Raw genomic sequence first — 14,070 nt, forward strand, 5'->3', positions numbered from 1 at the left:
CCCCACATCCTTTTCCACTTAATAGTTATTTGGGGACCTTAGCTGGTGGTCTGGGCTGTTTCCCTTTCGACTATGGATCTTATCACTCACAGTCTGACTCCCGGATATGAATGAATGGCATTCGGAGTTTATCTGAATTCGGTAACCCGAGATGGGCCCCTAGTCCAAACAGTGCTCTACCTCCATCATTCTCAATTCCGAGGCTAGCCCTAAAGCTATTTCGGAGAGAACCAGCTATCTCCAAGTTCGTTTGGAATTTCTCCGCTACCCACACCTCATCCCCGCACTTTTCAACGTACGTGGGTTCGGTCCTCCAGTGCGTTTTACCGCACCTTCAACCTGGACATGGGTAGATCACATGGTTTCGGGTCTACGACAACATACTCATTCGCCCTATTCAGACTCGCTTTCGCTGCGGCTCCGTCTCTTCAACTTAACCTCGCATGCTATCGTAACTCGCCGGTTCATTCTACAAAAGGCACGCTATCACCCATTAACGGGCTCTAACTTGTTGTAGGCACACGGTTTCAGGATCTATTTCACTCCCCTTCCGGGGTGCTTTTCACCTTTCCCTCACGGTACTGGTTCACTATCGGTCACTAGGGAGTATTTAGCCTTGGGAGATGGTCCTCCCGGATTCCGACGGAATTCCTCGTGTTCCGCCGTACTCAGGATCCTCCTAGGTGTTATCCAAATTTCGCCTACGGGGTTTTTACCCTCTTTGACATACTTTTCCAAGTATTTCGACTATCTGAATAGACTACCATATCGGAGTCCTACAACCCCAACAAGCAAGCTTGTTGGTTTGGGCTTTTCCCGTTTCGCTCGCCGCTACTCAGGGAATCGAATTTTCTTTCTCTTCCTGCAGGTACTTAGATGTTTCAGTTCTCTGCGTCTACCTCGACTGCGCTATGTATTCACGCAGACGTAACATCCTATAAAAGATGCTGGGTTTCCCCATTCGGAAATCTCTGGATCATAGCTTACTTACAGCTCCCCAAAGCATATCGGTGTTAGTCCCGTCCTTCATCGGCTCCTAGTGCCAAGGCATCCACCGTGCGCCCTTATTCACTTAACCTTTGACCTTACGGTCGGTTTTGAGTACTTCTTCTAGCGATAGAAGGTTGCTCAAGAAAATAAGCGTTGAACTTATTAAAAAACTCTTTTAACATTTCAACTCGGTGTGTGTTACTTGTTTTGATTTTTTCTTCGATATCCAGTTTTCAATGAACAAATTTTGTTTGAGAGTAGACCTCTCAAAACTGAACAAAGGCAAACGATGTGTAGTCTTCCGAAATATTCCTTAGAAAGGAGGTGATCCAGCCGCACCTTCCGATACGGCTACCTTGTTACGACTTCACCCCAATCATCTATCCCACCTTAGGCGGCTGGCTCCAAAAAGGTTACCTCACCGACTTCGGGTGTTACAAACTCTCGTGGTGTGACGGGCGGTGTGTACAAGGCCCGGGAACGTATTCACCGCGGCGTGCTGATCCGCGATTACTAGCGATTCCGGCTTCATGTAGGCGAGTTGCAGCCTACAATCCGAACTGAGAGAAGCTTTAAGAGATTAGCTTAGCCTCGCGACTTCGCAACTCGTTGTACTTCCCATTGTAGCACGTGTGTAGCCCAGGTCATAAGGGGCATGATGATTTGACGTCATCCCCACCTTCCTCCGGTTTGTCACCGGCAGTCTCGCTAGAGTGCCCAACTAAATGATGGCAACTAACAATAAGGGTTGCGCTCGTTGCGGGACTTAACCCAACATCTCACGACACGAGCTGACGACAACCATGCACCACCTGTCACTTTGCCCCCGAAGGGGAAGCTCTATCTCTAGAGTGGTCAAAGGATGTCAAGACCTGGTAAGGTTCTTCGCGTTGCTTCGAATTAAACCACATGCTCCACCGCTTGTGCGGGCCCCCGTCAATTCCTTTGAGTTTCAACCTTGCGGTCGTACTCCCCAGGCGGAGTGCTTAATGCGTTTGCTGCAGCACTGAAGGGCGGAAACCCTCCAACACTTAGCACTCATCGTTTACGGCGTGGACTACCAGGGTATCTAATCCTGTTCGCTCCCCACGCTTTCGAGCCTCAGCGTCAGTTACAGACCAGAGAGCCGCCTTCGCCACTGGTGTTCCTCCATATATCTACGCATTTCACCGCTACACATGGAATTCCACTCTCCTCTTCTGCACTCAAGTCTCCCAGTTTCCAATGACCCTCCCCGGTTGAGCCGGGGGCTTTCACATCAGACTTAAGAAACCGCCTGCGCTCGCTTTACGCCCAATAAATCCGGACAACGCTTGCCACCTACGTATTACCGCGGCTGCTGGCACGTAGTTAGCCGTGGCTTTCTGGTTAGATACCGTCAAGGGATGAACGTTCTACTCTCATCCTTGTTCTTCTCTAACAACAGAGTTTTACGATCCGAAAACCTTCTTCACTCACGCGGCGTTGCTCGGTCAGACTTTCGTCCATTGCCGAAGATTCCCTACTGCTGCCTCCCGTAGGAGTCTGGGCCGTGTCTCAGTCCCAGTGTGGCCGATCACCCTCTCAGGTCGGCTATGCATCGTTGCCTTGGTGAGCCGTTACCTCACCAACTAGCTAATGCACCGCGGGTCCATCCATCAGTGACGCAAAAGCGCCTTTCAACTTTCTTCCATGCGGAAAATAGTGTTATACGGTATTAGCACCTGTTTCCAAGTGTTATCCCCTTCTGATGGGCAGGTTACCCACGTGTTACTCACCCGTTCGCCACTCTTTTTCTTTCGATGGAGCAAGCTCCGGTGAAAGAAAAAGCGTTCGACTTGCATGTATTAGGCACGCCGCCAGCGTTCGTCCTGAGCCAGGATCAAACTCTCATAATGATTTGTTTGAATGACCATACGGTCATTAAGCTCATAAAAATTAACTTTGCTAGCTATTGCTTGCATGTATTTGTTTCAATAAATTGAAACGTCCTACACATTGGTTCGTTTGCTTGCTTTGTTCAGTTTTCAAAGGTCTACAGTGCTGTGTTAGCAACTTTTATATCATATCAGAGCGACGTTTGATTGTCAACTCTTTTTTAAAAGTTTTTTCGCTCGTTGTTTTTCAACTTCGCAGCGGCTGTCTCAGCGACTTCATTAGAATAACAAATGATTTGTTATTTGTCAACAACTTTTTTTAATTAATTTTGTTGATGTATCAACATCGATTAACTGTTTTAAAATTGCGACTTCGTTATAATATCATCTGTTTCATTTTTGGTCAAGTCTTTTTTTGAAGTTTTTTCAAAAGCTTTTTTGACCCGCTGGCTCAATTGCCAACGTTGAATACTTTATCATTCTAAGAATGAAAGAGCAAGCTTTTTTCTGAAATATTTTCAACTAAGTCGAGATAAACAAAAAAACTACCCAAAATAGGTAGTTTAATCAATATCGATCGTACGAAAACGGATCTGATTTTGATCGTCTCGTTTTAAGGTTGTTTCTTCTTTCAGATAAGAAAACTTCTTCTCATTGATCGCTGGATTCTCAAGCATTTCTTCATAACCCGCAAAAATATCATGGATATATTTTTTATACGCTTTTTTCTTTTTGATTCTTTTCTTCATTTGGCACCGTCCTTTACGTGCTTATCTTAGCAAGCCGAAAGGATTCTGACAACCATTATCCGCATTTTCATACCAAAAATTCACTTTGACACAACTATTCCATTAATTCAGCCAAGTGACACTAATGGAATAGAATGCTTAGCTTGCGGTCAAACGTTTTTGAAAAGCCAATCGCTCTCCGTTCGGAAAAGGGAATGTTACCTCCCCTTTGTATTGATAGCCAGCTGCTTGGATATTCTTTTGCATACCAATATTAGCTTTATACGTATCGATACGTAAATCAACGATTCCTTGCTCTAATGCAACCACTTCAAGAGCTTGCAGCAATTTGGCGCTTAACTTTTGCCCTTTAAAATGAGAACTGACAACGACGCGATGAATGGATAGATATGGACCGTTTCCATCCCACCCTGCGCCGGTAATTGCGTTGTAGACAGGATCATCACCAGAAACCAACGCTGCAGACGCTGCGATTTTTCCATCTTTCACCAACACATAGCTTTCACCATTGGCAATATCTGCTTTGATTTGATTTTCTTTAGGACCGTACCCATCTTGCCATTGCGGAGATCCTTGTGCTTTTAAGAAAGCAATGCCTTCTTCAAAAATCGCCATCAACTCAACCAGATCATCCTCCGTTGTTTTACGAAACTTCTCCATTAAAAACCACCTTTCTTCTATAAAAAGAAGCGGATAGTAAAGCATTCAAAGTCGTTCTTAATCAATCGTTTTTAATTTCCCCTGGAACTCACTGATTGATTGATACCCTTTTTCTTTCATGATCGCTGCTAATTCTTTCGTCAATCGTTCAAAGATCACCGGTCCTTCTTTTTGCAGCTCTGTGCCGATCTGCAACATAGAAGCGCCACATAACAAATGTTCGTACGCATCTTGACCATTACGAATCCCACCAGTACCGATAATTTTGATTTCTGGCTTGAGACGTGTATAGAAAGCCCGCACATTGGCTAATGCCGTTGGTTTCACATATTCGCCTCCCAAACCGCCAAAACCATCTTTTGGTTTGATAACTACTGAGTCAGTAGCAGGATCAATGAATAAAGCATTCCCAATACTATTGATTGAATTGATATAAGTTAACGGATACTTGTTCAATATCTTAGCCATCTCATCAAAGTGCGCCAAATCAAAGTATGGCGGCAATTTGACACCTAAAGGTTTTGTGAAAAAACCAAAGACGGTTTCCAGAATTTGATCGGTCAAAGGAAAATCATAGGCAACTTGGGGTTTTCCTGGCACGTTTGGACAAGAAAGATTTAACTCTGTGATTCCTTCAAAATCACTTTCTTGGATTTTCTTCAATAACTCAATGTTTTCAGCCACGCTCATACCAGCGACAGAGAAAAAGAAGGGCGCTTGCTGGGTCACTTCCTGCTGTTTTTTGATGGCATAGTCTAAGTAGTAGTCCACCCCTAGATTTGGTAATCCCATCGAATTGATGCTTCCTAACAGTAAATCGGTATAACGTGGTTCTGGATTTCCGGCACGCGCTTCTAGTGTTGCACTCTTCGTGACAAATGACCCAGCTGCTGACGCTGCTAATTCATCTAATTCCTCGATCGTCATACAATGGACTCCTGAGGCGTTCATAAACGGATTTTTGTATGTATATTTCCCAAAATTCGTAGCTAACATTGATTCATTCCTCCAATCTTTCCAACTAGTTTACCGTTTCATTTCTGAAAATGCAACGATGTCTTTGAGTTGGACAGGTTTTAGAACGAGCAACCTCTGTAATCAGAGTAGCAAATCAAAAAAACCATATCCATACAGCTTGTTAAAACTTACTGAATAAATATGGTTTTGAAAACAATCGGTTTATATTGTACTCAAATGTTTTTTTAGAGCATGATCATGATTTTATTAAAGCTTTCACTTCTATTTACCGCTAAATCAAATGCTCTTTGAAGATCCTCTAATGGAAAGCGATGGGAAATCATATGACTGACACTCAAGCGTCCGCTTTCTAAAAAGGTGATTGAATCAAACCATTCTTTACCTGGGAAAGGCGCAGAATAACTATTCCAAAAACCCTTAATGGTTAATTCACTGCGAAAGATTTTTTCAAATGCCCGTTGTCTAATCAAAACATCAGAATAAGCGATCCCTTGAAATCCAATTTTCCCGCCTTTTTTTGTCACTAAGAGACATTGCTCTTCGGTTATTTTAGTACCTGCACATTCCATTGCAATATCCACGCCTAAACCATCCGTTATTCGGGAGATCTCTGTTTCAAGATCTTGAAGACTAGGATTAATCGTATCGGTGACACCTAAATCTATTGCTTGTTCCAGTTTCTCTGATTGAATATCAATGCCAATGATCGTTTTCACACCCGCAATTTTTAACCATTGGATCGTCAGCAATCCAATCGTTCCTAACCCAAAAACTGCAACGACATCGCCCACTTTAGGTTCGATTCCATAAACACCATGCGCTGAGACAGCAAGAGGCTCAATCATGGCCGCTTCTTCAAAAGACAACTTAGTCCCTATTTTCACGATATTGCTCGCTGGCACGGATACGTACTCTGCAAATCCCCCAAACCGTTGCGATCCCATCATGATATAGTCCGTACATAATTGATACTTCCCGATAGCACAGTATGCACAGTTACGACAAGGAATAAACGGGACAACAGCGACCCGATCGTCTTTTTTTAAATGATGAACAGAATGACCAACTTTTACAATAGTCCCAGCCATCTCGTGCCCCATGATCATGGGTAACTGGTATTTCCAGCCTTTACTCATTTTGTGGATATCTGACCCACAGATTCCTGAAGCTTCTACTTTTACAATCACTTCATTCTGATGGCATTGTGGAACATCCATTTCTCGAATCTCAAATTCATTCAGTCCAATTAAGAAACCAGCCCTCATCCACTCTCCTCCAATCTTCATTCATGGGATTCATAGGCAACGTTTGTTTTGTCAGTATAATATTCATAGCCCTGCTGGAGAAGCGCTTGCGAATGTAAATGCACATAAGCATTTGTTTCTAGTCTTTCCAGATAATCATTTGCAAAAGCCAAATTAGTGGCTCCAACAATTACCCCATGTTCTCGCAATAACATTCCATAAGGTAGTTTTTCTTCATTTGTCACCATGTTTTGAGAGTAGTCACCAACCAAGTGTGCTAACTTTTCAGTTGTTGCAGGTGCATAATCCAAACAACGGATCGCATCCGGTCCGAAACGAAGGTTTTCACAGACGATGGGCATATCAGTCCCTATACAACTGTAAACCATCAAATTTAATGGATGAGCATGAATCACTGCTTTGATCCGTGGATCTGAGTGATAAAAACTCATATGCATATTGATTTCCCTGGTCAAGCGACCAGTGCCTTCGATGAGGGATAGTTTCTTATCTACCAAAAGAATTTGCGCTGCCTCTAATTCCCAAAGATACTGAACAGATGCCAAAGTAGGTGTCATCAAGAAATGATCTTCTGAAACTTTTATAGAGATATTGCCACCAGCAGCATCCGTTAGCTTCCTGTCAAATAAAGATTTGGCGATTTTACATATGAATTTCCGTTCTTCTAAATAATCCATCGGCTTCCTCCTGTCTAAAACGTAAATATTTTTCAATTAATCCATATTTCCCAAGAAACATTATATCTTCAACAATTTCTAAGTATTCTTCACTTCTTACAAGAGCGACGAAGAAAACATAAGTCACTTGAAAATAATCCTCAGATCCGTAAGAGATTTTTTGTTTATTCGTCAAAAGGCTGATCGTGCTACGGTGGACATTTCCCCGATTGTTCGCATGAGCTAAAGCAACACCTTCACTTATTACGATATAAGGTCCATTTTGTTTCACGTTTTCAACGACTTCTTCTACATAGCTCTGCTCGATACACTCATTTTGTGTCAATACTTCCCCTGCTAAGCGTAAAGAACGCTCCCAAGAACATTTTTGGTCGATTCTGATAACATGCGAATTTAACAAGTAATCATGCAATCTCCTTTGTGGTTGTTGGACAAATTGAACAAATTTTTCTTCAGTCTCTTCTTCATTAATCGTAAACAAACGGTCAACCATCTTTACTATTTTTTGGATATCTTCTTGGGTCACAAAAGGTGTTATTCTTAAAACATCCTCTTCCAAAAAAGGCGAAGAATCAGCAGTTAAGATTAAACGATTGGCTTTTTGACGGAAGCACATCTTACGATAAGTACCAAATGTTAGCACATTCATAATTTTGAACTGCTTGTATCGACTAATTTTCATAGCAATCATTTTCGCTATCGATAAATTTTCACACACGATCCAGATATCGATTTTGCTCATCTTATATTCTTGTCGGGTTAAGGCAGTTGCGATATGAATAGCGATCGTAGTAATAAATGATTCATTGAAGGATCGGGACAGGTAGTTTTCAATGACACCACTATTAGCCCTTACAGCTACGATAATATCCATAAACTGATGCCGCAAAAGACCGATATTTTCAATATCCAAAATAATGTTCTCTTCTTCAATAATTTGTAAGTGATTGTATATATCAGAAATTAAGTCAAATTCGTACTTTAGAGTCGTCCCTAAATCTTCATCAATTTTATTCAGAAAATAGATGACCAAATTATACAATTCAGCATCCTTCGCATTTTTTCGCTTTTTCAAATGACAAAATTCTGCTATTGCCTGTTTGTCTTCGAAAGAGATCGTTCGATCAAATCTTTTTTCAATTTGATCGATGAGTATGTTCAGGTTTTCCGACATAACGACAAATTTGGGAGATTCACCTTGTTCTTTGCGAGGCATATTGATAACGATAAAAATATAGACGAAAAGATCAAACTGCTGATACTTTTCTGCATACTTTAACTCGTTAAAAATGAATCCCAAAAAGTCTAAATACTCCATTGACCCGTCAAATGCCCGAAGGATTTGCATTCCGACATAATTGATGTATCCTTTTGCGTCTATATTTTCTAAAAACAATGTAAACAAATACTCTCTTTTCTCCGATTGATTCATCTTAAGGATAACCCCTTCACCCCTAAGCGTTTCGATATATTTACTCATGATCACTTCTTGTTTTTTCAACGTATTGATATCGCGGATGATTGTTAATCGACTGACGTAAAACAAATCAGCAAAATGATCCATCGTAAGAACATCTTCTGTTATCAATAAATTGATCAGAAGTAATGTGCGTCTTTCATCAGGATTCAAGGAATAGTCGTAAGGGGACAATTCTAAAACAAGCTGATAAGCTTCTGACAAATCTAGTTCATCAGGAACCCGTAAGTATCCGCTTTCAATTTTCACTTGCGGCATATCGTGAGTATTTAGAAACGAGTTCATGACTTTGATTTCACTCGTGAATTTCTTTGGCGAGAGATTCAAGTTTTTATAAAGTTGCTCCAATCTAATTTTCGTTATTTTGTTATATAGTAGGAGATAGATGATTTCAGCAGTAATTTTCCTCACAGCACTCCTCCTTAATGAATAGACAAATTCTCTCTTAGAAAATCAACAAGGTTTTCAGGTTCACACTTGCTTAATTGAACAATAAAATTTTGAGACTGGATGCTTAAAATCAATTTTTGAAGAAAATCAATATAGGTATGCTCATCTTTTAGTGCCATGCAAAATACATGTTCGACTGCTAAGTCATCTACTTGAGTATCCATCTGTTTAAAAGTCACAGGCTTTTTTAGTCTTGCATAACAAACAGAAGATTCTTTCACAGAGGGATCAAAGGTATGCGGAATCGCAACTGGCGGGTCAACTGGCAAACCAGTAGGAAAATGATGTTCGCGTTCGATACAAGACTCAATAAAACTATCCCCGACGATCCCTTCGTTAAGCAGCTCAAGTCCGCATTGTTTAATCACTTCTATATTTGAGCGCTCATTCAATTCGATTGCTTTAAATTTCATACACTATTTCTCTCCCACTAAGCCATTTATTTTGTCAATAATTCGTTTATTCATTCGGTCAATTACCCAACGATTCGATGAAATAAGCTGATTATAATATTTGCTAAATTGTAGCCCCAGAAACTATCTGTCACAACACCTTCCACAGGCACACCGGTCGCATTCATCATTTCGGTTGCTTCAGGTGCAAAGGTGTTTGTTCCAATTAGAACGATGACTAAGAAGAAAAAGCCAGTGACGAGTGTTCGAAAAAGATTGCCATTTGATGCTAATGCTAGCAGTGGAATCATATATACGATTACTGTTAAAACACCTACTGGAAAATAATGCATACCAGGGATAATAAATGCTAAGAATATTGCTATCGGAATCAGAATCACTGTCGTTGTGATCGCTGTCGGATCTCCAAGACCAAGAGCAATGTCCATTCCAATATATAATTTTTTCCCTTCGCCAATATGTTTCTTCATAAATTCTTTGGCAGCTTCTCCGATCGCAGTCAAGCCTTCCATCATAACAGAGACCATTTTGGGTATCAGTACTAGCACCGCCGAAACTCCAACCCCCATAGAAATCGCTACCGTAAATTCTTGGCGTGTCAATACGCCTAGAAAAGTTCCCACCAACAAACCGATAACTGCTGGATCTCCAAAAAAACCAATTTTACTTTCCACTTTTTCCAAACTGATATCGATTTTGTTAAGACCAGGAATCAAATCGATCAGTTTATTTACTAATAGTCCAAAAGGATAAGCGAATGTAATAAATGAAAATGTCGTACAAGTCGTGCCTTCCAGTCCGTAATACGCCTCCCATCTAGGAGCAAACCACTGAGCCACGAATAAAGTGACAATTGATAAGCCAACCGTAACAGTCAAACCTAGCCAAAAACTATCAAACAAGGCATACGCTAATGCTCCAGGAATCAAAAAATGAATATAGTTCCAAATGTCGACATTCATGACCGTTGTCCATTTCAAAAGAATAAACAATACATTCAACCCCACGATCATCAAAATAGCAATCGCTGCAAAAGGTACTGACCACGAAGCCGCTCCAACAGCAGCCCAGCCAACATCCATCGTGGTATATCCTGATCCCATTTCCTGATAATAATCGATGGCTGGTTGCAAGGAAGTACCAAGGAGTCCTACAACAAGTCCCAACCCTTGAAAGCCGATGCCGACTAAAAGCCCTGTTTTTAGCGCTTTGCCAATTTTCATCCTAAAGACACAGCTCAAAATAAAAATGACAACGGGTAGCATAACCGATGCCCCCATATCCATGATGTTCTGAATAACTGATAATACAGCTTCCATTTTTATCCCCCTTTAATAATTCGATGGCACTCTTCAACGATTTTCTGCGCGGTCTGCTCTTCGTTGATTCCAGAGATCAAACTGAAAACAGGAAGAATCGGTACTTTTACTGGCTTGACATATCGAGTAGTCACCAAGATTAAATCCACCGTTTCTGCTTTTGAGGGAATTTGACTAATATTCCCTTTGGTGATGGAAGCCTGAATGTTGCTCTGAGCCAAGATTTGTTTGACTTTCTCTTGAACAACTGTGGACGTGGCGATCCCACTACCACAGGCAATATAGATCTCAATTTTTTTATTCATTTTCTTTCTCCTCCTTTCCTTACTCTATTTTTGAGATTTCAATAAAGAATGAATTTTATACTCTTCTTCTGGTAGTAAAACGACTTTTAACGCCTTCCCTTCTCTTGTCAATTCGATGGCCTGATTGATGTCAGTTAAAGGCAACACATGAGAAATAATTTTTTCAGCAGGAAACTGATCTGATAAGGATAAATGGAAAGCTTTTTCGACTTGAATACTATTTGCACCATAATGACCATAAATCCAGAGATTGTTATAATGAACTGCATTCGTATCCATAGGCGTTAGTTGATTCTTTGCTACACCACCAAAAAAGACGACAGTCCCACATTTTCTAGCCATAAAAATACTTTGTTGCTGTGCTTCTATTGATGGATTGGCTGAAACCACTTTATGTGCGCCATGTCCATTCGTATACTCTTTCACCTTTTCAACAGGATTTTCTTTTGAAGAATCGATCCTATGATCTACATCAAACGCTTCCATAAGAGCTAGTCTGTCAGCATTTTTATCAATCACGATCACCTTGCTTGCTCCACGAATCCTTGCTAGAATCGCTAAAAAGACCCCAATTGGACCTGCACCAATAATGACGACCGAATCACCTAACGAAACCTGAATATTCTCCATGCATGCATAAGTGGAGGATAAGGGTTCAGCTAATGTTGCCGCGATAGGCTCTCGTCCTTCTGGCACTTCAAAAATCGCTCCTCGTTCTACTCTTGTAGCACTATATGCTATATACTCTGCAAAACCGCCTTGAAGATCGGTGTAACTTTCAGCTTCCGTACAACATTCGTGCTTCCCATTACGACAATTTTCGCAACGTAGGCAATGAGCCATAGGGTATACATAAACCATCTGCCCTCTTTGATACTTCGTCACATTTTCATCAATTTCGACGATCTCACCAACGATTTCGTGTCCATAAATATGAGGGTAGCGCCCCGCTTTTGAATCAGTCAGCAAATTGCGAATATCAGATCCGCACAGACCAACTGCCTTAACCTTCAATAGAAAACCTCCTTCTGGACAGCAGGGTCGCTCTACTTGTTCATAGCGAATATCTCCTGGTCCATACATCAACGCAGCCTTCATTTTTTTCACAAACGTTCAACTCCATTCATTCTTTCTTATTTTACATGTTCATTGTAAGGTGCGTCAGATGTACCTCACAAGTAACACTTTTAGTATTTCAAGTTCCATATTTGTTACTTGAAAGAGAAAATGTCTGTGAAAAACCAAGAACGATTTTTCCTTTTTGCAATTATTTCTGAAGTCACGTAAAAAACAAAAAACCTCGTAACAATGAGTCACGAGATTTTGGTGAAGCAATCTATTCTATTTATGAGTATTTAAAAACTATCCGTAGCTCATCATATTGATAAGTGGACTTTATTGAGTACTCTTATATAGATAAAAGATTTTGCCACCCTATAGTTTATGGGCTATTTATAGTAAATTCTTTTACCAGATATTGCTAATCAATTACTTAGAAAACAAATATATTACAAACGATCTTTTTTGATTTTATATTTTAAAACTAGATTAGAGTGTGTCATTTCTTTAATTTGGAAAATTTTCCCGATAAAGTTATTAGTACTTATGTGCATCGTATAATTCTTTCAGAAAAAAACATATAGAGTCCTACTTCATTAACTTTAAGTCTCAAAATTTATTTATAAAAGTAATAAGTATAGGAATTCAGATCCATACGTTAACAAGCCCTATATTTTTTAATGTATGCATAGTATAGGTTGGATTTTTTAATATTACATTTTCATGCTATTAAAATTCCATTCAGACGCTTTGACACAGAAAAATTCCCCTTCGGCTTGAAAAAACTATTTTTTATATACTCTTCTAAACTTATTTTTTTCCTTATCAAAAACAATGGAATTATAGGGACTTATTCCATAGCTTTTTCTATAAAAATATAATTTAACCTGCATATCAAAAGGAAATTTCATTTGTTTTATATCAAAATCAATGTATTTTTGTAAAACTTTTAAAACAGTAAACATCATCCAGTTAATCAAACTGAGCACTGCAACAATCATCTCTTTTTGAGAGTAGTCATATTCATTAGTACTGTTACTTAGTACAGCAGAAGGATTTAATGAGTGAACTTCGATACTGTATAACATATAGAATTGATAAATATGATAATCTTCAAGTCCTAAAAAATCTTTTTTTTGGCACAAATCTTTAAAATTTCTCTCACTATACCAGTTTAATTTTAACGTTTTACCCTTCTTAGTTATATTAGATGGCTGATATTTATTCCATTGAAATACCCAAAAATTATATTCCTCAAAAAGATCTTCATATTTTGAGCATCTCTCTTCTTTACTCAAAATTTCTATATATTTCTTCATAGTATTTAACTCGTTACTGATTACGTATCGTTTAGCAGTGAGCGATTTTTGCTTAGAATCATCTATTGTGTTTAAATACACATAATTCTCAATAAATATTCTTGCTAATGCATTTATTCCACTTATATTTCTATTTTTTATCAATGTATCTATAGAATTCATTATATCAACTAGACTTTCAGTTAATATATATAGTGCCGTTTTTACTAAAATCTCTTCATTCTTTTTGCTGCTTATTTTACTCCACGAATACGTATGTTTTTTCTGATATACTCTTAACTGATATAGCAATCCACTACTTCCACAACATACTTCTAGTAAATCTTTAAAAAAGATATATTCTTTACTCTTATATATCATATAAAACTCCTTATAAATATGAATATATACTTGTTTTTTTCTATATATGGTTATATTGAATACTAAAAGACAATTCACAAAATTCCACATTATCTGGAATGCATAAAATTATGGATTAATTAATTAAATTATATACAACCAGACCTTTCTAATATACATTCGTAGTATTTATTGATAAATAACCAAAAATTTT

The 14,070-nt window shown here is 39.3% G+C and carries 11 protein-coding genes and 2 rRNA genes (1 of these 13 running past the window's edge); all 13 read right to left on the reverse strand.

Annotated elements, in window-relative coordinates; all coding sequences use genetic code 11:
* A 23S ribosomal RNA gene (locus tag IGI89_RS14035) occupies positions 1-1,078 on the reverse strand (it extends 1,837 nt beyond the left edge of the window).
* A gap of 229 nt (positions 1,079-1,307) precedes the next feature.
* Positions 1,308-2,867: ribosomal RNA gene (locus tag IGI89_RS14040) — 16S ribosomal RNA — on the reverse strand.
* The 16S and 23S rRNA genes sit together here, the layout of an rRNA operon.
* Before the next feature lie 542 nt (positions 2,868-3,409).
* Positions 3,410-3,595 carry a hypothetical protein gene (locus tag IGI89_RS14045; RefSeq protein ID WP_005236216.1) on the reverse strand — a complete coding sequence of 62 codons (186 nt, stop codon included), beginning with the start codon at positions 3,593-3,595 and terminating at the stop codon, positions 3,410-3,412.
* 138 nt (positions 3,596-3,733) lie between these two features.
* The gene (locus tag IGI89_RS14050) at positions 3,734-4,255 is read right to left on the reverse strand and encodes a GNAT family N-acetyltransferase (protein WP_438735753.1); all 522 of its coding nucleotides are present in this window, start codon (positions 4,253-4,255) and stop codon (positions 3,734-3,736) included.
* 57 nt (positions 4,256-4,312) lie between these two features.
* Positions 4,313-5,251 carry a dihydroorotate oxidase gene (locus tag IGI89_RS14055; protein ID WP_087664183.1) on the reverse strand — a complete coding sequence of 313 codons (939 nt, stop codon included), beginning with the start codon at positions 5,249-5,251 and terminating at the stop codon, positions 4,313-4,315.
* Positions 5,252-5,457: 206 nt separating this feature from the next.
* A complete protein-coding gene (locus IGI89_RS14060) occupies positions 5,458-6,498 on the reverse strand; it encodes a galactitol-1-phosphate 5-dehydrogenase (protein WP_438735754.1) in 1,041 nt (346 codons plus the stop codon).
* Positions 6,499-6,515: 17 nt separating this feature from the next.
* On the reverse strand, positions 6,516-7,175 hold the full coding sequence (locus IGI89_RS14065; RefSeq protein WP_430601599.1) for a class II aldolase/adducin family protein: 660 nt from the start codon (positions 7,173-7,175) through the stop codon (positions 6,516-6,518).
* Entirely contained in the window at positions 7,141-9,063 is a 1,923-nt protein-coding gene (locus IGI89_RS14070) for a BglG family transcription antiterminator (protein WP_438735755.1), read from the reverse strand. Before IGI89_RS14070 ends, IGI89_RS14065 begins: the two co-directional genes overlap by 35 nt.
* Before the next feature lie 11 nt (positions 9,064-9,074).
* Positions 9,075-9,515: a PTS sugar transporter subunit IIA gene (locus tag IGI89_RS14075; RefSeq protein ID WP_438735757.1), complete on the reverse strand. Its 441-nt coding sequence runs from the start codon at positions 9,513-9,515 to the stop codon at positions 9,075-9,077.
* Positions 9,516-9,577: 62 nt separating this feature from the next.
* Entirely contained in the window at positions 9,578-10,834 is a 1,257-nt protein-coding gene (locus tag IGI89_RS14080; RefSeq protein WP_005236230.1) for a PTS transporter subunit IIC, read from the reverse strand.
* Positions 10,835-10,836: 2 nt separating this feature from the next.
* Complete coding sequence (locus IGI89_RS14085; protein WP_015509814.1) at positions 10,837-11,139, reverse strand: PTS sugar transporter subunit IIB; 303 nt, start codon at positions 11,137-11,139, stop codon at positions 10,837-10,839.
* Positions 11,140-11,163: 24 nt separating this feature from the next.
* Complete coding sequence (locus tag IGI89_RS14090) at positions 11,164-12,237, reverse strand: alcohol dehydrogenase catalytic domain-containing protein (RefSeq protein ID WP_438735856.1); 1,074 nt, start codon at positions 12,235-12,237, stop codon at positions 11,164-11,166.
* A 746-nt stretch (positions 12,238-12,983) separates the two neighbouring features.
* Entirely contained in the window at positions 12,984-13,877 is an 894-nt protein-coding gene (locus tag IGI89_RS14095) for a DUF5677 domain-containing protein (protein WP_438735758.1), read from the reverse strand.
* Between the last annotated feature and the right edge of the window lie 193 nt (positions 13,878-14,070).

It is taken from the genome of Enterococcus sp. AZ141, assembly GCF_051714385.1.
Classification (GTDB): domain Bacteria; phylum Bacillota; class Bacilli; order Lactobacillales; family Enterococcaceae; genus Enterococcus_D; species Enterococcus_D entomosocium.